Source organism: Candidatus Hydrogenedentota bacterium (assembly GCA_012523015.1).
Lineage (GTDB): Bacteria > Hydrogenedentota > Hydrogenedentia > Hydrogenedentales > CAITNO01 > JAAYBJ01.
This window is the reverse complement of record JAAYJI010000239.1, coordinates 1-21,015: the sequence shown is the minus strand read 5'-3', so window position 1 is coordinate 21,015 and position 21,015 is coordinate 1. Positions and strand designations below refer to the sequence as shown.

Here is a 21,015-nt window from a genome sequence, read left to right as displayed (position 1 = left end):
GATCAATTGAATCACGCCTACGCAGATCGGGTCATTGCTTGGATTGAAGGGAGCGGTAGCGAAAAGCCTCGTAAGCCGAAAAAACGGTCTGTACGCGCTGTTGAACGCGTGCTTGGAAAACACATGAAAATTTACTTGGATGAGCCTCCGGTGGTAAAAGAACAGTTGGAGACTATGGCGAGCGTCTTTCAAGAACACATTTCTTTTGAAACATATTTTAAAGAGGGAAGAAAGAGCAGGAATGACAGGATTTAAAGCAGTAGAAGTAAACGAGCATCTTCAAGACTATATTGATAATTACAAAACCTTGATCCGCGAAAACGAAAAACGTCTTTTAGTTATAGGGTCGCAATTTGATCAAGAGTTACGCGCCTTTCAGCAACGTGAATTTTTGACCATCGCTTTCATCGGAGAATACAGTGCCGGTAAATCGTCCATGGTCGCGGCGCTGACGAATCGACGTGACATCAAAATTTGCCCTGATATTACAACAGAGACGACGACGGCCTATGACTGGAACGGCATAAAACTAATTGACACACCCGGCCTTTTTACAGACCGACAAGACCATGATCAGATTACCTATGAGGCGATCCGACAAGCGGACCTGCTTGTCTTTTGTCTGACCCATTCGCTTTTTGATGATGTGACTGTTGAAAACTTTAAGAAGCTTGCCTTCGAAGAGAAATATGCCTCTAAAATGATGCTTGTTGTCAATAAAATGTCTTCTGAAGCAGGCGACGACGAGGTCAAAATTCAACATTATAAAAAAAGCTTGCAGGATGCTTTGGGCGAACATTCTTTGGATCAGTTTCCTGTGTGTTTTGTTGATGCCCGTGATTATCTTGACGGTATTGATGAAGACGACGAGGAATTTAAAGAAGCGAGCAGATTCTCCACGTTTATTGACGCCTTAAATGAATTCGTCTATTCAAAAGGGATGCTTGCGAAATTGGACACGCCTATTAGGATCACCATCAATAGTTTGCATGAGGCGTCTTCCGCACTTTCCCGAACGACCGAAGAAGACAATGCCTTTTTGGAATTGCTCAATAAGTTGTCCCGTGGTGTTGCGCGTGAACGTCAGCGGCTGCAGCGCAAAGTAAAAGAAATCTCTGCAGATCTCTCTTTGTCCGTAACCAAAACAGGGATGATGCTTTCCTTGTTGGTCGGTTCTGATGCAGAGATTAAAAGCGAATCGAAGATCGCTGATGCGCAAGTGGCGAAAGAGATTGAGGCGGCTTGCGCGACCCTTGAAAGTGTCGTCCATGAGGCGCAACAGACGCTTCAAAACGAAATTCAAAACACCCTATCGGGGGAACTGATGTTCTTGTTTTGCGCTAAACTCCAAACCGACGAGTTCAATATTGAAAACTTCACCGAGAATAAGGGGGGAAATCGTTTCACCGGTCAATTAAAGATCCTTGGAAAGATAGGCAACTTAGTGGGCGTGAAAGTAGGGCGTATGGCTACGGGTACCACGAGAGCCACCCAAGGGCTCATTGCTGCCCGTGGAGCGAGCGGCAGTATCCTGCATCAAGGCTTAACCTCGTCGACGCGGTTCATTGGCTTTTCGGTGCGCCCCATGCACGCAGCCAATATTGTGAAGACTATTGGAAGGATGGGCGCGGTCTTGGCGATCCTCGGCGTTGCCGTAGAGGTGGGCGGCGCGCTGCAAGAAGTCAAAAATGAACGGAAACTGGCTGAGGCGCGAAAGTATGTGAACAGTGAATTCACGAAGCGGGCGGAAGCGCTGGAGAAACAATTCAGTGATCATCTGAAGGAAGTGGAGACGGCACTTTACGATGTTGTGGATAAGGATATCGCGCAAGCGCGGGAAGACGAAGAAAACGCTATTGCCGCATCGAACGAACAAGTGGCGGCAGCTGTAAAAATAAGGCAATCCTTGGAGTTGTTCATGGAAAGCCTACACAACCCCTTGCCTGAGTGATGCCGCTGTGACCGTGGCGGAATTTTCGCTTTGCTCAGAATGAGCGCTGCGCGTGGGTTATGGCGAAGCAATACAAATGAGCTGTGTGGCGGTACGTGCGTAAAGTCGGTTGTCCATATAGGCGGGCGTGGCGGCAGTATCTTCATCAAATGAGAGTGAGGCGATTTCTTCGTACTCATTCGCATTTTTAAAGATGAGTACAGTGCCCAGGTGGTCGATAGCATAAATACGTTCGCCGACGAGCACAGCAGAGGCGAAGAAGGCTTCGTCATGTTCGTGTACCCAGACGACTTCACCATCCTTGGGATCCAGACAGATAATTTCTCCCCGTGAGGTGAGCAAGTAAAAGAAGGCGTCCGTGGCAAGGGGGCTCGAAATATCAGGCAGTGAATCATAAAACTGCCAGACAATTTCAGGCTCGTCCGTTGTCGGATCGGCGGGGGGACGGATGGCGCTGCTGTCTGCATAATCATTGGCGGTGAAGTACATGCCTGCGCCGAAACCGGGACTGGGACCGATCTCACCGGCGAGACAATCAACCTGCCATAGTAAAGCGCCTGATTGCGGCGCGTATACATCCAGATATTTGGTGGAAACCACGGCGAGCTGCATGCCTTGTTCTGCGTTCACAAGAATCGGTGACGCCCACGAGATATCTTTACGTTCTTCTTTCCATGCTTCTTTGCCCGTATCCAAGTGGAAAGCGTATAAGGAACCGTTTTTGCGCTGATCATATTGCACGATGAGCAGATTGTCGTGAATGATGAGGGAGGAGCTGTGTCCGTAATGATTATCGGGCATGCCCAGAAATTTGTCCCAACGTATTTTGCCGTCTTTATTGATGCACGCGAGATGACCTGTTGCGAAGATGGCACAGACTACATCGCCTTGGGTTGCTACTGAAGGGGCGGCGAAGCCGGTGTCGTCATTGACCTTTGGCAATTCCAAGGGGGCGTTAGGCGGCGGGCCCACGGGCACGCGCCACAGCAATTCCCCCGTATCGGTATGGAAACAGAATACCTCTCGGTTCTTGTCGTCGGCGCCGCTCAGATAAATATGATCGTCCCATACAACCGGTGAATTGAAACCGCTTAGCGGCACTTCCGCTTTCCACAAGACATTGGTGTTGGCGTTTATATCCCATTGCGTGGGGGCGGTGGTATAAAAGGCTTGGGCGATGCCGCCGGGTCCTCGGAAATTGGGCCATTGTTTTTGCACTTGTTCCCAATCGGGGTTGGTCAGCGCCGCTCCTTCCGATAGGTCGTCCTGGCTATGAGAATCAGTGCCGCTTGCCATGGTGTCGCGAGGTTCTGGAAAATCCAGCCGTGTGAATGCGGCGGCGAAGAGGGCCGCCACCAGCCAAAGACCGCCCATGAATACGATGAGTTCGCGGGAGCGCTCTTTATCGTGCCAATATTTTTGTAGGGGCCGCTTCAGATCGGGTTCGGGTACGGCTTCATTAAAATAGGCTGCCAATCGGAGGGCTCCGATAAAGATCACGGCAGAAATGAGTGCGAGTAATCCGCCTGTGCGCAACATACGCTGGGACTTGAAGACGGCTCCCCGTGCGAGCAAATCCAGTTGACGTATGGTTTCGATGGTTTCATCTGCCGCTTCCGTTCCGGTGGAAAGCCGTTCGCGCAATTCGATTAATTCGGGAAGGTTCATGGGATCGTTGAGACGGATCAACCAAGCGTTGAGGAGCAGTAGTCCGCATAAAATAAAACAAAAGAGTCCGGCTGCAATCGCCACAGCGGCGCACGTGCGCATGATGAATTCGTTCTTTTTAAAGGGGGATGGTTTTTGCCGGAGCATTCTCTTTCTCCACAGGACAATATTTAAAACACCGGGCACAACTGAGGCAGGCGTGCTTGTCCGGCACATAATCATTTTCATGCCGTAGTCTGGACAGGCGATAGAGGCGTACACACAGGACGAGTCCGAGAAAGGCGCCCAAGCCTGCGCTCAACGGTTTAAATTGCCGCCGGATCGACCATGCCTCAGCGTACAATTCATCGATTGTTTCTCCGCCGTCGCGAAAGGCGTCGCTGGCGATGGTAGTACCTTCCACGCGTCCGGCCTCTTCCGCTGCGATACGTTCGGCGAGAGCGACGCGATGATGCAGTCTAGACAGGAAGGGGTGTACGCTCCAGCCGGTGCCTGCCGCCAATAATACAACAATGGGCGTAACCAGAAGGAGGCGTCCGATCCGCTGCGTGCCCCGTTTACGCGATTCAATCTTTTCTGCCGGAGCGGGGATCACGATGGCATTGTAGGGACATGCTTCTTCACAGAGGCGGCATTGTATACATTCTGCCGGGGTCACGGTTGCATGGCGTCTGGAAAAAGTCGATGTCCAGCCCAGCAGTACACCGTAGGGGCAGAGATAGCGGCAGTAGGGCCGCGCGATGAAGATGCCTGCGAGCAACAAGAGCCCGCCTGCCAGCAGAATATTCACATTTTCGCCTTGTCGGAAGAAACCCACAAAAGGATCGTAGCGGCAAATCAAATAGCCGCATCCGGTCCAAATGCCGACCACCGTAATGCCCAGATAGGCATAGGCCAACATGCTCAAGGCCTGATCCATGGCTTTGGGTACTTGTACGGGATGAATGGCGCAGAGTTCTTGAATGGCTCCCAAAGGGCAAACGGCAGCACAAAAGATCCGTCCGAAATATAGGCTTGCGAGTAGGGGGATGAGGAAGAAAAGGGCGATGAGCAAGGGTAATGCTTCACCGGAGCCGATAACCGCATCGAGCACATTTTGCAAAGAGCCAACGGAGCAGACGCAGCCGTGCCGATAAAATCCAAAATAGCCCAAAGATAAGATTGATAGGAATAGAACCCAATTCCGTGAACGGCGGTACAAGACTGCCCAGGCGGTGCACGCCAATAAGAATAGGAGCAAAAAGATGTCCAGCTCCGGCGGTGTCAGGGCCGCGGGGGGCAGACTCATTTCTTTGTGTTGGTAATCGGAACTGAATTCCGGACGGGGGAAACGGAATTCTGTTTGGCCATAGGCGGACAGGGCGCTCAAGATGAACAAGAGCACAAAGCCGACGAGAACCAGCATGGAGAGAGTGGATTTTACGGCGCGGCTATTCATGTGTCTGATTCATGCTCCAGCCCGGCGTCCTTGCGCAGATAGGCACGGCTCAAGGGGATGCGTTGTATCGCCTCGGCGGGGCAGTCGGCGGCAATGGAACATTCATTGCAGTTGCGGCAGAGATCCCGTTTGATTTGTAGAAACAAGGAACCGTTTCCGAATTGGGAACATCCCTTGACGCATTTGCCGCATCCGATGCAGAGTTCTTCATCAATCGTGTAAGCGAAATAGGGATCTTCCACGAAAGTGCGCACGATGGCAGAGGTGGGGCAGAGTTCGTTTTCCGCGCCCGTATCCAATCGCAGCGCACCGGGCTGCAAAAATCCGCTGCATAAATCACAATAGCCGCAAATACGGGTGGCATGAACACATTTCACGGCGGAAGGGTTCATGACGCAATTGGTGGCGCACTGGCCGCATTGCACACACTTGGCGGGATCAATTTGCCAGACCGTTGTCTCTGCGGACGGCGTTGCGGCAAGCCACACACCGCTGCCCAACGCTGCTGCCGCTGCCGCTCGTATAAATTCGCGGCGTGCGGGTTTTTCTTTTGAAGTCATTCCAATTACGCTCCTTGATCGATCTCCTCAAAGATAAGAAGACAATGCAAAGGTCCGTGAAGTACTACGATACGATCTTGTCGATCTACTGCGAGATCACGGATCGGTGCGAGTTCCAGCGTTTCCCCGGTAGGGGTCCAGCCTTCATTTAAGTATTTAGGGGTGGCTACAACACCCTGAAATTCATGGACGGCATCAAAGACTTTGACGCGGTTAATGCCCTTTTCCATAGTGACGAGTGCATTGTTTGCTTTGAAGGTGAAATGGGCAGGATTGCAGCAGCCTGTGAAGGTGTCAATCGCCATGCCCGGGTGATACCACGTGCTTGTCAAGCTGCCGTCATGACGGTAATTCTCAACGCCGAGCCGGCCGGGATTCGCGATCCAGAGGCTATCCATCGTGTCAATGGCAACATCAAAGTAGGGGCTGGGCACAATAAACTGTTTGGGTCTTTCCACATCATTTTTACCGCCGATCTCGCGCAGCAGTGTGCCGGACTTGTCATATTGCAAGACCCTGGCATTGCCTGAATCGGCGGCATAGACGAAGTTTTCGCTCGCCGCGAGCGAAGTGATCCAAGTGTTATCGTCTAAGGCTTCCCAAAGGCTTACTTCGCCCTCCGCTGATGGCAAGACCATGATTTGTGCCATGGCACTTATATAGAGGGAACCGTCGGGCGCTGCTTCAACGCAGCGAGGCGCGGGCTCTAGGGCACGCCGGCTTATCTCGTTGCCTTCGTTATCCAGCACAATTAAAAGAGAATCACCAACGATAAGAAATTGATTTTCTTGGTTTATCGTCACGCCATAGGCTTCTTCCAAGGGCAAGGCGATCCGTTGAATTTCTTTATAGATGACGAGTTGCTATTCTTCCACTTCATAGGCCGACACGTCATAAAGCATGGAAGGACCCGGTTCGGGAAAGCGTCGGGTGAAGAAAAGGGCAAGGGTTATGCCGATTACGACTAAACCGATGATTGCCCACACCCAAGGGGGAAGTGTCTTTTTAGAGGGAGTATTCATAAGTATTTCTTTTGGTGTTTTGGTGATTGTACACAGCGGGACTCTTATTCAGACAGACAGGTGTTCCGCGAAATCGGACGTCTCAAGACGTCCCTATATTGTACGGTTTGTAAGGGTTCTTTTTGCAATTATTTCCGCAGGGTTCCCGTCAAAGGGGGAGACTGCTTTATTTTTACGGCCGGGATCCTTTCTCTCGTAAAATGCAGTATAGGCAATATTTTAGTATGCGTTCAAAGGCATGGCGTTATAAGGTTAGTCTTTGCCGACAAAGATACACGCCAAGGTGGTCATATCACGGAGCAACAGGCGATCATAGGCGAGTGCCATGGGCGCCCAAGATTCATGACCTGACAGGACTTGCTTATGATCCAATAACTCGAAACTGTCGGCTTGCGCTCGGATCAAATAGAGCATGCCGTCATCATCGAGTGCAAAGAATTTTTGGTCTGCAAGGAGCCATGGCCCCAATCCGAAACGCTGTTCTTTACCGCTCGTCCAAACGACGGTGCCGTCGGTACGATAGCAGGCATACTGTTCTCTTAAGTCGCTGGCATCTTTGGGCATGATGGTGTAAATATGATTGTCGTAGAGGATGGGGGTATGCTGTTCCGAGGCGATGCCTTCCCGTGGACTGTGGCGTTCCAAAATGTTGCCTTCAAAGCCGGCGGCACTTCGCTGTACCTCAACGACTATCCCGCCGACGCCGTATCCAGCCAGGGCTAAAATGCGGTCGTCGCCGATATACAGCGGTGCCGGCGCCACTACCTTCGCATCCCACGGCGTTTGCCACAGGAGCGTGCCCAAGTCGGCAGCTTCTGCTGATACGCCTGCCAATCCGCCTATGGCGGCGTAGACATACATTTCTTTGCCGGCAAGCGTCATGGGTACTACCGATGAATGGGACATGTGCCATCCTTCGGGATTGGGTGTTTTCCAAAGAACTTCGCCCGTGGCGAGGGCAACGCCTAGAAGGAGCTCTTGCGGTCCGCCGGGAGCCAGTACCACGATATCTTCATCGATAAGAGGGCATTGTCCCGTATACCAAAGGGGTTCCGTGGTCCCATAATCCCGCTGCAGATCGATGCCCCATTGTAATGCGCCCGATACGGCATCCAAACACAGTACATGGCATCGGGGACCGATGGACACCACATGGGTATCAGTTACGGCGGGCGTGGTGCGGGACATGCCGTGGTTCCGCCTGATTTCGACATGATAGGCGTGCCGCCAAATTTCTTGGCCGTCGTCCAGGGAAAAGCAACGCAGCGCATCGGCACGCAAGTCCTCGTCATGATCCAGAATATAGACCCGTCCATTGCGCACGACGGGGCCGGCGTAACCTTCGCCCAACATGGGTACCGTCCATAAGACCGGCGGTCCGTCGCTGCCCCAATGGTCGGCGAGGGGCGGCGCATCGGCAGCGATATTATCGGCTTTGGCGCCGCGGAATCGGGGCCATGTGCCCGGTAATGTGCCGGGGACCCCATCAAATTCTTGGAAAATGCCGGTAAAATCTACTTCTTCGATGCTTGCTGATTCAGCAGGCGGACGACCGTCATAACCGGGAAGACGCAACGCGTGATCGGTGGACATAATACGATTCATCCATGTGAAAAGTATCGTTGTCGCCACAGACAAGCCTAGGAGCAAAACGAAGAAAGCAATGGCTTTGCTATATGAAGAACGAATGGCCAAGTTATCCTTTATGGTGACTGAGAATTGGGCTGCTAAGGTACCGGCGCATACTATACAATGAAAGAAAGAATGAATGAAACTTTATCCTATTTGACGCCGGAATATTAAAAATTATGATAGCATAAGTTGGGACTCGGCCGGGGTTTGGATTCCGTGCTGCGGCTCTGGTACAGTTCAGGATACAGTGGCGCCGACGCAATGCGCCCTGCGATCTTGTCTGTCTATGTTTAAAACAATAAGGAATATTCATGGCATCGGTGTATTTATTTGATCTTGACGGTACCCTAGTGGATACAGAGATTTTATGGGTTGAGGCAATGGAGTTGCTCGCAAAAGAGCGGGGCTATGAATTGACCCGTGAAGTAGCGCTCAACATGGTCTATGGCATTTCTTGGCCCGAAGTGTACGAACGTTTTCTCAAGCGTTTCCCCGAATTGACCATGTCCATTGAAGCAATGGGCGAAGCCATCAATCCTTATTTCCTGCAATTGCGCGACAGTCAAGACGTACGAATTCCCGGATCCATTGCACTCGTGAAAGAGCTTGCGAAAGAGCACACGGTGGCGGTGGTGTCCGGCTCTTATCGTTACGACGTTGAAGCAGGCATACGCATTGCCGGCATCGAGCCCTACCTCAAGTTTTATTTGGGGCATGAAGATTATACACCCGGAAAGCCTGATCCCGCGTGTTATGTGGCGGCAGCGAAATTGGCAGGTGTCGAGACTGCTCAATGTGTTGTCTTTGAAGATTCCTGGGCTGGTGTTACGGCAGCCAAAGAGGCAGGCGCCTTTGCCGTTGCTTTATCCCGGCCGGGCCGCCCCGCGCAGGACTACTCACAGGCTGATCTTATCCTCAGCGATTTGAGCGAATTTGATCCGTCGCAAGTGAAACGCTGATCAGGAGGGGATGAAAACCTCCGTTATTGCGACGCTTTTCGTATCTCATTGAAAATCATTTTTTGCATGGTCACCGCTCCCTTTTTTTTTAAAGTTTAGTATGCTAAACAAATGGTAGGGAATATAAAATTTGAGCGCAATGTTATCTCCAACAAATAGGAAAATAACACAGAAAAACAAACCTTAAATGGAAGGGATGTACCATGAAAGATTCGAGACGAGATTTTTTGAAGATTGCCGGCGGTGTAGCCGCTTCCGGCGCATTGTTGAATGCTATGAGTTCTGAAGCGGTTGCCCAGACAACGGGCGCTGTGGCAGAGCACGTATTGCCCGATCTGCCCTATGCCTATGATGCCTTGGAGCCTTATATTGACGCGGCGACCATGGAATTGCATCACAGCAAACATCACGCCGCCTATGTGAGCGGTTTGAATGGCGCTGAAGCGGCCTTGGCAAAGGCGCGCAAAGACAACGATTTTTCGCTGGCACAATATTGGAGCAAACGGGTTTCATTCAACGGTGGCGGTCATTTCCTGCACAGCATGTTTTGGAAGGTGATGGCGCCTGCCGGAAAGGGCGGCGGTGGTGAGCCCGATGGCGCGCTGCGCGACGCTATCAATCGTGATTTTGGAAGCTTTGACAGCTTCAAAAAAGAAATGAGTGCCGCCGCGGCACAGGTGGAAGGCAGCGGATGGGGTTTGTTGCATTACCGCCCCGAAGATGATCGTTTGATTGTCTTGCAAGCGGAAAACCAACACGAACTATCTCCGTGGGGTGTTTGGCCGATTTTAGGGATTGATGTGTGGGAACACGCGTATTATCTGAAGTATCAAAACAAACGAGCCGACTACATCGAAGCCTGGTGGAATGTCGTGAACTGGAAACAGGTGGCCGATAATCTCGCGTCCTTAAAGAGTGCGCGCTAAGCGCCTGTTTCAGCCATAGCCGTAGTTTGAATATGCTTGCCGATTGTATCGCATAGATTGGGTACAGTCGGCAATTTTTTTGATTGCAACATGTATCGAAGTTTTAGGGAAGAGAAATCAACAAAGGCTGCTGTCAGGGTGTTGCAGCGAGGAGCGCACTTCCTTGCTCGTAAAGTTCCTGGATTTGGGCAGGGGACAGGGCTTCTTGGTAAAGACGGAAATCGCGCATGGAACCATTAAAATAATCACCGGGGCCTTTGCCAATGGACAGCGCTTCGTCGGTGCTGACATCGAGGAGAGCATCACCCGTTTTATTTACCACCTGTACACCGTCCACATAGAGGCGTACTGTTTTGCCGTCGCGGAGGGCGGCAATATGATGCCAGCCCGGTGATAGGGCATGATCATAGGAAAGGGAACAGCCTGTTTCCATGGACATGACATTTCCTGTTGGCAAGGTTCCGCAAAATAATTTGCCTTGGTAGAGCGCCATGGACCAGGTGCGTCGGTATTTGCCGGGCGCCGTGTCGAGCTGTTCGCTTACCGCGGTCCACGTAGCATCATCATCAAGACGGTAGACGCGGCTGGAAGGTAAGGTGCCTGTGTACAATTTCCCGTTGTAGACCATGAGCGCCATGGTCTCCAGTTCATCTTTCGGATTGCCGCGGGCAGACCAAGCCCCTGACGTGTTGTCCATGCGATAGATATAGGCTTGGGGCCAGGTGGATACATGGAGCTGTCCGCCGTAGACGGCGAAACCGTAATCTTGATGGATAGGCGGATCAATGGTCGCGCCCACATAGGCCCATTCGCTGCCGTTGTATCGGAAGGGACCGCCGGGCGAATCATAGGAGACCATATAGAGATCTCCATTAAACATGCTCGGGTTCAGGACGCGCCGTTCGGGATTGCCGCAATAGAACCAGTCCGTGCCGCCTTCATATCGGTAGAGGCCGAAGCCGTCTTCTTTGAGGGTTGTTGCATAAAGAGCGCCTTCGTATACGCCCAATCCGCCCAAGGTTGAGGCGGCGCCCGTTTGCGGATTTTCCAAAAGACCGCAGTAGGTCCAGCTGCCGTCTTCTTCATACCGATATACTTTGCCGCCCGCTGTGGTGTTTTGCGAGGCCTCCAAGGCGGAGCCTGTGGTGTCGTATCGGCCTGTGCCTGCGTAGAGCTGTCCGTCGAAAACAGCGAGGGCTTTCACTGCATTACTGGCGTCGGGACTTCCGCAATCGATCCACTCCTGTCCGCCGTCATAGTGGTAGACGTGTCCGCTCTCCTCTTCGCCTGCTTCGCAAGTGGCTGCGAACAGCTTGCCTTCATACACGGCAAAACCGAAGATCAGGATGGCGTTGCCGGGTCGTCCGCAAAATTCCCACTGCGGCTCAGTCTGGTTATCCACACTAAAAAAGAGATTACGGTCGTTGGGCTGCGAGTTGCCCACACCTCCATAGCAGGCGAGTCCTAAGGTGAAGCCTTTGCGTTCTTTGGTATCAAAATTACTGGCCAGATCACCGAGCCCGTCGGATAACACAGCATCGGTATGAATCCACATCGCAAGGCTAAAGTCTTGGGTTCCCGGAGCGGGAGGCTCTTGTATTTCTAACCACGAATCCCGTCCGTTAAATCGGGCTGCCGTGGGGGAACCCTCAAATTGGACGCCATGGTTTAAGAGCTTCTGCTGCGTCTCATCGGGACTTTGGTCGAGGGGCAGCGTAATATAGGCTGCAGCCCTCGCTTCACCCTGAAAAAGCACGAGCCCTATGACAAGACAGATATACGTAAAGACCGTTATTTTTTTCATAATCCTTGCCCTTATTGGTTGCAGCCTAAATCCGTAAATTATAGTAGCACAGAGGGATTTGGATAATCTATAATTCTTTGTCCATCGGAATCGAAAGTGTCTTGAAGAATTCGGTTCGTTACTATTTCGGAAAAGAAAACAAAGGACCGCGCCCTACGTAATATTTCTAGATTTTCAAGGGTTTATTCCCTAGGTTTTCCATAAACGCCTTTTACACACTTGTAATGATAGGCGTGAATTCGTGGGCGCTCTAAAAGTTTTTCTTGCATTCTATAGTCATCTGTGTTACCATAACGTCGATATGTAGTGGTTTGTTGAGAAATTGCGTCTATATATTGTATGGTCTAGATGGTAACGCTACTATGACACGGACATATACCGCATGCTGTATCAGAATCGCTGATACCGTATTAACGGGGAGGAATCATGGATAAAGGCGTCCGACTGGTTTTCTTGCCTGGCAGCCCTTGCACCCTTAAGGCCTTATGCCCCAAATCCCAATTCCTGACGTTACAGAGCCGGCTCGCTGCCCAGGGTATCTCTTGCGATTTGGTTGATTTTGGTGTTCTTGAAGAGCCGTCTCGCTATTCCAAAACAAGTATTTCTTCGACCATCGGTTTCCATAGCGGGTGGGCACGTCAACACAAGTCCGGGTGGGGAGGGATACCGGTACTTCACAAAATCATGGGCAGCCGTGATCACGGGATGCCGGAAATGAATACAGATCAATGGATGGCGCAGCTGGAAGCCGATGCGCCGTCTGTCTTTGTGTTCTGGATCGACGACCGCGCTATGTACCGTCGTTTCGCTGCCTATGGCGGGCGTCTGCACGAAACATTTCCCGAGGCAAAGATACTGTTGGCAGGTTCTCATGCCCGTCACTTTGCCGCCTACGCGCTCCACGATTATGCCTTTGTGAGGGGTGTGATTGTTGGCGACCTGTTTCAGTCGCTGCTGAAGTTTTTGGCGCTGGCCGACGATGTCCCCCAAGACCCCCACAGCATTCAAGGCATGATACTTCGAGCGGAAGTTGAAGGTTCTGTTCCTTCCAAACGTTCTGAAAAAGCGCCTGCGCCCGGTTATTTTTCTAAGAACAGGCTGCAAAGCCGTGTTTCCGGTATACAATTTCCGCTTTTTTATTTGGGGTTCTCCCATCAGCCCCAGCGTTTTATCTATCAGGAGGGAAAAGTATCCTTATCCTATTGCAAGTCTGCAGAGCTACTGCTGGAGGAGATTATCTTTTTACAAAAGCATCATAAAGCGCATGCTTTTCATATCGACGCATCTCATGTTTCTGAGTCCCATCTTGCCAAATTTGCGGACTTGCTCCTTAATCGAGATCTGTCGATTATCTATGCTTTAGGCAATGTGAGCGAAGCCATGGAAAAGAGCTTGGCTGATCGTCTCTTCGCATCGGGCTGTCGTTCTATAGGCTTTTGTATCCCCACGGGCAGCCAACGTATTCTGGAAGACTTCTACGGTTGTTCCTTTAGTATCAGCGCCATGTGCGCAGGCTTGCAGCGCTGCCGAAAAGCGGGTATCTTTACCGTGGTACACGTCTGTTATCCCTGTCCCGTCGACGACTATCATACCCGCGCGGAAACAGAACGCTTTTTGGAACTAGCCCAGCCTAAATCTGTGTGCATGGATATGCCTGCCTTGGTTCCCGGTTCAAAATGGTTCCGGCGTCCCTCCGAATTTGGATTTTTGATTAACCATCAAGAATATATTTTTAATGGCTCCGCTTCGCCGGTAGAGGTGGCATCTTTGCCCTACACCATGCGCGGTTGGAATGTAAAGCGTATTATTCAAGCGCGTGATGCCATGGCGGAATCTTTAATGAAGCTCGACTATTTCATTGATGTGACGGAAGAGCAGGGATTACTCGCCCGTTTGCTGCGCCATCAGTTTGATGAAAGCGATTTCCTGCAATCACTCACAAGATCGCTGACTGATTTTGATGTAGATCATTTAAGTGGTCTTGCAGCGTATCTTGCAGACAGCCTTCAACGGCTTGACTGTGATGATCTGGAAGATATGCTCCCCGGCAAAGCCGTATCATTTTCTTAAGGGGCGTCTTCCCGCGGCGGCGCCGTAGTTTTTGCTTCATCGTCCACTTCGCGCTAACGTTGAGGCGCATCCCGCTTTTTTAATTCCTCCACAATACGCCGTACCTCTTGGGCGCGGTCGCGGGGAAGAACCAATACACCGTCGGGAGTGGTCACCACCACAACATGGGACATGCCGATGACGCCTACTGCCATTTCTTTTGCGCCCGCGGCGTTGTAGATGACACAATGGTCACAGTCCAGCACGATGGGATCGCCTCGGGTGTAATTCATCTGTTCATCGCAGGCTTCGGGCGTGGGCAATCCGTTCCAAGTGCCCACATCATCCCAGGAGAAATCGCCGCGCACCATGGCAACATGGGTTGATCTTTCCAGTAGGGCGTGGTCAATACTGATTGTTTCGAGGCTTTCAAAAAGACGAGCAGTCTCTTCAGTCCGTCCATCTTGCAGTAGCGGGAGCAGCGAGGAAAAGGTTGCCATTAAGGAAGGCGCTGCCGCCCGGAGTTCTTCCAAAAAGACGGACAGCCGCCAAAAAAACATGCCGCTATTCCAAAAGTACCGTCGCGATTCGAGATAGGCGCGGGCACGGTCGGCGCCCGGCTTTTCGTGAAAGGCTTTCACCGGATAAAGGGGGAGCGGCGATTCTTGATCGGGCCTTAAAGGCGCGTTAAGGTTGGGCTCAATATAGCCAAAGCCGGTATCGGGTCGGGAGGGAGTAATGCCGCAGGTGACCAAGCAGTGGTGTTGCTCTGCGCCCGTCAACGCCGCCTCCATCATCTCGTTACACAAGACGGTTTCCGTGATGCGCGGGTCTGCGCTCAAGACCGCCACCGTGATTTCTTCGGGGCGCAAGTGGTTATAGGTTTTGGACAGCCAAGCAGCCGCGAAAATAAGTGCTCCTGCCGTATTTTTCTTGCAAGGCTCAATGATTAGCCGCTCGGAAGGGAAGTCAATGTTCATTTCGATTATGGCGTCGGCAAGTCCGCTGCCCGTGACGATGTACACATGCTCTTTTCCCACGACGGCTGCGGCAAGGTCAATGCTTTCTTCCAACATGCTTTTATCGGGTCGGTTCAGGGGCAGCAATTGTTTCGGTCTCTTTGCCCTGGACAGGGGCCAGAAACGCTCTCCGGAACCACCTGCCATGATGACCGCAACACGTTGTTGATTTACGGCAGCCATGATCTTTTACCTTTCACGCGAGGTCTATACCCTTAAGTGTGTCCTTGCCGTTCACCGGGGAAACGCTCTCGTCGCGCTTTCAAGTAATGCGCCGGCACGCGGAAGCGCGCCACAGATTCATCATAATAGAAGCCCATGGAAACAGGCAAATGGCGGAGCTGTGCACAGACCGGGTAAACCTCGGCTATTTCCAGATAAACCAAATTAATGCCGCCGCCGGGATTACTGCAATGATGGTGAATGGAACGGATACGGCCATAAATTGACGGAAGGAAACAGGATGTCCCTCTTTTTTGAGAATGCCGCAGCCAACAATATTGGCGGAAGCGCCGATAGGCGTAAGGTTACCGCCAAGGCTGGTTCCTATCAACAAACCAAACATGAACAGGGCAGGATGCAAGTTTATTTTATCTGACATTTGCATGGCGACGGGGAGCATGGCAGCAAGGAAGGGCACGTTATCGACAAATCCGGAGACGAGAATTGAAATACCAACAAGGAGGGCATAGCCGAAAAATATGTTGTTGCCAATCTGTGCGGATAAACTTTGCGCTATGGTGTCGATCCATCCCGTGACGGTGAGGCTTTCCACAAGAATAAAAACACCGAGCAAAAAGATGGTCGTATCCCAATCCAGTTTTTTGAGATAGTGCCAAAGAGAGCCCTCATTGACTTGTTTGTGCCAGAGGAGGGTGACTAAGCCAAAGAGCATGCAGATGAGCCCCGCCAAATAGGAGAACTCTTTATCATAGAAAGAAGAGAGGATGAGCGAAACGATCAACAGGGTCAGCAAAAGGCTGGGCGTCCACGATTTGACGGTTTCCTCTTTCACCAATTCGACTTTTTTTCTGTGGTGCCGAAAGACAAAATAAAGATAGATCGAAGAAGTCAATGCGCCGAGCTGAACGGCAAAGAAAATACCGATTTTTCCCCGATAGAAAAAGAAGTCCATGAAATTCATTTTGGCATAACCGGCAAGAAGCATGCTGGGCGGGTCGCCGATGAGCGTGGCGCAGCCTTGCAGATTGCTGGAGATGGCAATGGCAACGATCATATTGACGGGGTTAATCTTCAGCTTTTGCGCTAAGGACAAGGCGATGGGCGCAACGATCAGCACAGTCGCCACATTTTCCACAAAGGCGGATAGGATACTTGTGAGGGCGCAGATGAAAAGAATGGCAAAGGCGATGTTAGGGGCATGGTTCACGATACGTTCAGCGATAAAGGCGGGAAAGCGGCTTTCCATGAAGGCTTCCGCCACGACAAGCATGCCCACAAAAATGCCCATGACATTCCAATTGACACCGACAAAGGCCGGTACAGGGTCTAAAATTCGGAAAAGGAGCAGTGCTGCAATGGCTGCAATGGCGGTTAAGCTCTTGCGGTTGGGCATCAGAATAAACAAAAGATAGGTGACGGCAAAAATAGCGAGTGTAATTGCTTTGGGAGTCATCATGTTTTTATATCTTCTCTACAAAATAACCCTGAGATTAGGGGTTGCAGCAAGAGGCATGAATACGGTTCATTGCCGATGCCGGTAGCCTTCCACAGTCTTTTTTGTGTACGTACAGGCTTCATCTTTTGCAGCATAGTGTATCACGTTGAGCCTAGAATTTTCATGATTCGCTTCGCCTTAGTTCCGCTGCGGGATGGATCGGATGGACAGGATGGACAAGATGGACCGGATGGACGGGATGGACCGGATGGACGGGATGGACCGGATGGACCGGATGGACAAAGAGAGTGCATAGGAGAAGGAGCGCCAATGCCCTACCCATCACCACGCGCTGGTTCCCAACCCTGTTGCTAGCTCCGCTTTCCCGTGTCATTCTGAGCGGAGCGAGGAATCAGCCGGTGGTGTCGTCATTTTGCAATTGAGCGCTACGCTTGACAGCGGATCAATTCTCTTTCTCTGAACCGGCAAGGAGGACGCCTGCTTCTTCTCCGGGCTCAAAATAATTTTCTTTAGGCAGGTGGCGGAACCAAATAAAATAGATGGCGATCATGCTCACGATGCACACAGCCAAGGTGGGGTAAAAGGCTCGCCACGCGCCGATGACCGCCTGCATAGGCAAAATAAATAGGGTAATCTGCCAGAGCAACGCAAAGGGGCTTGCCCCTATATCGTGGCGATGTTCGATGCGCAGCGCGGCCTGGTCTTCTGCGGAAAGGCGTTTGCGATAGGGACCCCAAATGCCGAAGGGGCGGGTGATCCGATAAAAGCGCATGACAACTTCATCATCTTCAGCTTTGGTCAAATAGGTACCCGCCACCGCTGCAACAAGCCCTATAATACCTAAGAAAATAAACTGCAAGCGTTCATCCAAGTTTGGATAATAATAGCGCTGCAGTATGGCGGCGAGCAATCCCACAAAAGAGCCCGCGGCGAAACCGCCGCCGTTAAAACGCCACCACAGCAAGCGCAGTACACCCGGAATGAGCAGTCCGCCGCCTAAGCCCATAATGATCCAGCCCCAAATATCATTGATGCTGCGGATGGAATAGGCGAAGACAAAAGAGACGACTACGATGAGGCACACACCTGCCCAGCTGATGTAGATCAATTCGCGGGTGGCGGCGCGGGGCCGAAGGTACTTCTGGTAAATGTCACGGGTGATGTATCCCGTCGTAAGATTGACCGTGGCGTTAAAGGTGGACATGGCGGCTGCTAGTAATACGACCAATAAAAGACCGCGCAGCCCGGGCGGAATATTAAACAGCAATACAGCGGGCAAGATACGTTCCGGATCCACATTGCCTTCGTAGCCCATGAGCAGCAGCTTTTGCTGCCATCCTTCAGCGCCCACTGATGCTTTGATACGGTCGAGCAGGGCAGGTTCGTAGTTTTCCGGATGGTTGGTAATGGATGAGAGCGTATCTGCCCAGTGCGCTTTATCGGTTATGACAACCTGAGACTTGATCAAGTCCGTTGTTTCGGTGATCACGGATTGATCCGGGAAAATGTCATGGACGAGAAAAATGCCCATGACCGCAAAGGCCATCATCATGGGCCAGCGCACGGTCATGAGGGTGGTCCAGAACAGGGTGAGCAATCCACATTCCCGGTCATTCTTCGCGCCGAAATAACGGGAGTCGGCGCCGGAGGTGACCCCGAGAAAGATGTTTTTCATGAGATAGAAAAAAGCGAACATCATGAGCGCTTCGTATTGTTCATAACCGGAAGGCATGGACGTTTTCCATTGGGGCAGCCCCGACATCCAGTTCGCATTGCCCGTTACTTGTGTGGCGATGAGCCCGAAATCTTCCACGCCGCCGATGCGGACCACAGCCATGGCAGTGACGATAACGACGCCGATAACGATGATGACCGCTTGGAAGAGGTCTGTAAATACAACGCCGTAAAATCCGGATATCATGGTGTAGAGCGTGGTAATGGCGACCATGATCAGGGTGCAGGTAAGCGGGGAGAAGGGGAAGAACATGGTTAGAAAAAGGCCGGCCCCTTTGATCAAATAAGCGAGCATGCCCACAGCGCTGACGATACCTGCCAAGGCGGAAACTGCTTGTGCGAAGCGGCCGCCCAGTCCATCGCCGAAACGGAAGACCATCCATTCTGCCGGGGTCAGGCATTTAGAGCGTCGATGCCATTTACCGCCCCACAGCATCATGAACGCCAATACGAGGACAGCGCCGCCGCGGAATTCAATGAATAGGCCGCGGGGTCCCAAAAGGAAGAGGAAGGAGGTGATGATCATGGTGCCTGTCATATCGAGGAAATAGGCCATGCCCGAAACACCCAGCGCCCACCACGGTAAACGCCGCCCGCCAATAAAGTAATCGTCCAGACTTTTGGAGGCAAAGCGTTCCAACACCAGACCCAGTACGATCAAAGCAAGAAAGTAAATCGAAATAACCGTATAGTCTATAGTATTTAAATGCCACATAGGGTCAGCCTCCATTTTTTTATTTTAACACGGGAAAGCCTTGCTATAACACTTTAATAACGATAGAATCATAGAACAAATATTTATAGGTGAAATGCCGTCTGTTACAAACACAAATACACCGCTTCGGTTGTTTAGAGAATTCCTCTGGAAGTCGGAAGCCTGATGGGTTCCAAACAAAATTTATCGACCAAAAATAAGTTGAAATAGATATTACGGCTTGATTGGCATAATGCTCAAAGAGTTCTATTTCCCGATTATTCTCAGCAACAATGTATTTGTGGCCACACTTAATTTTAAGGGTCTTGGATCGACCGCTGGATTTGCTTGCATCATGCTGAAGAACGCAGTTATCCTAAGGGAAGAAATAGATGTAAGCAATCTGGTGTCCAATGGCTTGCGGGACAACTTTTACTGTACGATATTAAAGGGGTGGAGCCTAGCATTACCATGCCAGATCGATCCTTGGGTCACAATTCTCAGGAATGGTATTGTTGACTCTATTATAAAATCGGAGTGGTGTTGTCCGTTTCGACTGGTTCTATATTACTCTCGATCATTAGGAGAATCTAAGCGTTATGGCTGAATTGGTAATTGATAATCAAAAACAAGTAAAACAACACTTTTTAAAATTGTTTTTGAGGATGATAGGTTTCCTTTTTGTATTAGGTTGTCTTACAGCCGCAACGCTCTTTATATATTGGTATTTTCTGGCCCCCCCCTATTGGGATAAAACTTTCGGTCAACTGGATGAACGGTTTTATTTCGCTCCTCAGGCTTTCTTTCTAGATGTTTCACTGCAAAAAGGGGAATTTCCACTTTGGAATCCATTAGCCTATGGCGGTATGCCTTTTGCCGCGGATCCGCAGGCAAGCGCCTGTTATCCACCGCATCTTATCCGTGCTCTTTTAACCCCCTCCTTTGACCCTTTTGCAACAGCAGTAAGCCTGCACCTCCTTCGTTTTCTGCACCTATTATGGGCGGGATTGGGCATAGTGTGTCTTGCACGATTGTACCGGCTGAGTCTGCCCGCGTGCCTTGTGGGCGCTCTCGCTTTTATGTTCAATATGTTCAACATCATTTACTTTACAGAATTCTATGTATATTCCTTGCTAGTGGTCTGGGTACCCTGGGTGCTTTGGGCTGCCAAAAAAGCGTTTCAAGCGCAATCATTACGTGCCAGTATCTCATTTGCAATTTTGGCTACCTTGTTTTTTGCTCTGAGTACACTAGCCGGGTTTCCCCAATTGAGTTTGTATTTAGGATTGTCACTCGGTTTTTACGGACTTTTTGATTTTCTACTGAACTGCCGATTTAAATTCAAATTTACTGAACTAGTTCGTGCTTTTTCATGGCGTATGATCTTGATAGCGGGCATTGGTATTTTCACCGTTCTTGCCTCCTGTGTGTTGCTGCTTCCTGCGATTGAACTGGGCTCGGGAAGTGCAAGGGTTGTAGCGTCAGGTGTGGAGGTTTCCACCATAAAACAAAACTTCGAGGCTTTACACCTCTTGAAATGTTGGTTGTTTTATCCGGGGAATACTTGGCTGCCCTTTGGTCCTCGAGCAGTTGGCATCGGTTCAATATTAGTGGCGCTGACAGCTTTTATTCATAGAAAACGTTGGCGCGATGCTATGGTATTTTTCTTGCTTTATCTTGTCCTCACCGATTGCTCCTTGGGCCCACCCTTTCCGGTCGGAGCATTGCTGCATCGGTTTGACATATTGAACATTACCGTTTCACCTTGGAGGGCGGGCTCTTTCGCAGCGCTGCCCTTTGCTCTGTTGGTAGCCTTCGGAATAGATGCCGCGGGTCAGAGACCGGTCCGATGCTGGCTGCGCAGTGCAAGAATGCTGGTGTTGGCTGCTGCAGGTGCCGGTATGCTGTACATGTTATATC

At 50.9% G+C, this 21,015-nt stretch carries 17 protein-coding genes; 5 read left to right on the top strand and 12 right to left on the bottom strand.

The window, feature by feature from the left end; genetic code table 11:
• Positions 1-241 precede the first annotated feature (241 nt).
• On the top strand, positions 242-1,951 hold the full coding sequence (locus tag GX117_10475) for a GTPase (GenBank protein ID NLO33763.1): 1,710 nt from the start codon (positions 242-244) through the stop codon (positions 1,949-1,951).
• Between the two features lie 57 nt (positions 1,952-2,008).
• Here GX117_10475 and GX117_10470 read toward each other — a convergent pair whose 3' ends face one another.
• From GX117_10470 to GX117_10445, 6 genes are all read right to left on the bottom strand, one after another.
• Positions 2,009-3,766, bottom strand: coding sequence for a PQQ-binding-like beta-propeller repeat protein (locus GX117_10470; GenBank protein NLO33762.1), 1,758 nt, complete (start codon positions 3,764-3,766; stop codon positions 2,009-2,011).
• Positions 3,738-5,057 (bottom strand): 4Fe-4S binding protein, encoded by a 1,320-nt coding sequence (locus tag GX117_10465; GenBank protein NLO33761.1) that lies wholly within the window; start codon positions 5,055-5,057, stop codon positions 3,738-3,740. Before GX117_10465 ends, GX117_10470 begins: the two co-directional genes overlap by 29 nt.
• A complete protein-coding gene (locus GX117_10460; GenBank protein NLO33760.1) occupies positions 5,054-5,617 on the bottom strand; it encodes a 4Fe-4S binding protein in 564 nt (187 codons plus the stop codon). Before GX117_10460 ends, GX117_10465 begins: the two co-directional genes overlap by 4 nt.
• Before the next feature lie 5 nt (positions 5,618-5,622).
• Positions 5,623-6,438, bottom strand: coding sequence for a hypothetical protein (locus GX117_10455; protein NLO33759.1), 816 nt, complete (start codon positions 6,436-6,438; stop codon positions 5,623-5,625).
• A gap of 42 nt (positions 6,439-6,480) precedes the next feature.
• The gene (locus GX117_10450; protein ID NLO33758.1) at positions 6,481-6,639 is read right to left on the bottom strand and encodes a hypothetical protein; all 159 of its coding nucleotides are present in this window, start codon (positions 6,637-6,639) and stop codon (positions 6,481-6,483) included.
• A gap of 252 nt (positions 6,640-6,891) precedes the next feature.
• Positions 6,892-8,334: a PQQ-binding-like beta-propeller repeat protein gene (locus tag GX117_10445; GenBank protein NLO33757.1), complete on the bottom strand. Its 1,443-nt coding sequence runs from the start codon at positions 8,332-8,334 to the stop codon at positions 6,892-6,894.
• Positions 8,335-8,582: 248 nt separating this feature from the next.
• Between GX117_10445 and GX117_10440 the strand changes: the two genes are divergently transcribed.
• Together GX117_10440 and GX117_10435 are read left to right on the top strand one after the other, a co-directional pair.
• Positions 8,583-9,230 (top strand): HAD family phosphatase, encoded by a 648-nt coding sequence (locus GX117_10440; GenBank protein ID NLO33756.1) that lies wholly within the window; start codon positions 8,583-8,585, stop codon positions 9,228-9,230.
• A 203-nt stretch (positions 9,231-9,433) separates the two neighbouring features.
• A complete protein-coding gene (locus GX117_10435; protein NLO33755.1) occupies positions 9,434-10,156 on the top strand; it encodes a superoxide dismutase in 723 nt (240 codons plus the stop codon).
• Between the two features lie 133 nt (positions 10,157-10,289).
• Here GX117_10435 and GX117_10430 read toward each other — a convergent pair whose 3' ends face one another.
• Complete coding sequence (locus GX117_10430; GenBank protein ID NLO33754.1) at positions 10,290-11,960, bottom strand: hypothetical protein; 1,671 nt, start codon at positions 11,958-11,960, stop codon at positions 10,290-10,292.
• 426 nt (positions 11,961-12,386) lie between these two features.
• Here GX117_10430 and GX117_10425 point away from each other — a divergent pair, with 426 nt between their 5' ends.
• On the top strand, positions 12,387-14,030 hold the full coding sequence (locus GX117_10425) for a hypothetical protein (GenBank protein ID NLO33753.1): 1,644 nt from the start codon (positions 12,387-12,389) through the stop codon (positions 14,028-14,030).
• Positions 14,031-14,083: 53 nt separating this feature from the next.
• Here the strand turns inward: GX117_10425 and GX117_10420 are convergent, their stop codons facing one another.
• The 5 genes from GX117_10420 to GX117_10400 form a co-directional block, all read right to left on the bottom strand.
• A complete protein-coding gene (locus GX117_10420) occupies positions 14,084-15,211 on the bottom strand; it encodes an NTP transferase domain-containing protein (protein NLO33752.1) in 1,128 nt (375 codons plus the stop codon).
• Between the two features lie 32 nt (positions 15,212-15,243).
• Positions 15,244-15,414, bottom strand: coding sequence for a hypothetical protein (locus GX117_10415; GenBank protein ID NLO33751.1), 171 nt, complete (start codon positions 15,412-15,414; stop codon positions 15,244-15,246).
• Positions 15,396-16,667 (bottom strand): TRAP transporter large permease subunit, encoded by a 1,272-nt coding sequence (locus GX117_10410; protein NLO33750.1) that lies wholly within the window; start codon positions 16,665-16,667, stop codon positions 15,396-15,398. Before GX117_10410 ends, GX117_10415 begins: the two co-directional genes overlap by 19 nt.
• Positions 16,668-16,827: 160 nt before the next feature.
• The gene (locus GX117_10405) at positions 16,828-16,995 is read right to left on the bottom strand and encodes a hypothetical protein (protein NLO33749.1); all 168 of its coding nucleotides are present in this window, start codon (positions 16,993-16,995) and stop codon (positions 16,828-16,830) included.
• 114 nt (positions 16,996-17,109) lie between these two features.
• On the bottom strand, positions 17,110-19,116 hold the full coding sequence (locus GX117_10400; protein ID NLO33748.1) for a sodium:solute symporter: 2,007 nt from the start codon (positions 19,114-19,116) through the stop codon (positions 17,110-17,112).
• Positions 19,117-19,694: 578 nt separating this feature from the next.
• Between GX117_10400 and GX117_10395 the strand changes: the two genes are divergently transcribed.
• Positions 19,695-21,015, top strand: a 1,321-nt coding sequence (locus tag GX117_10395) for a hypothetical protein (protein ID NLO33747.1), incomplete at its 3' end; no start/stop codon positions are given.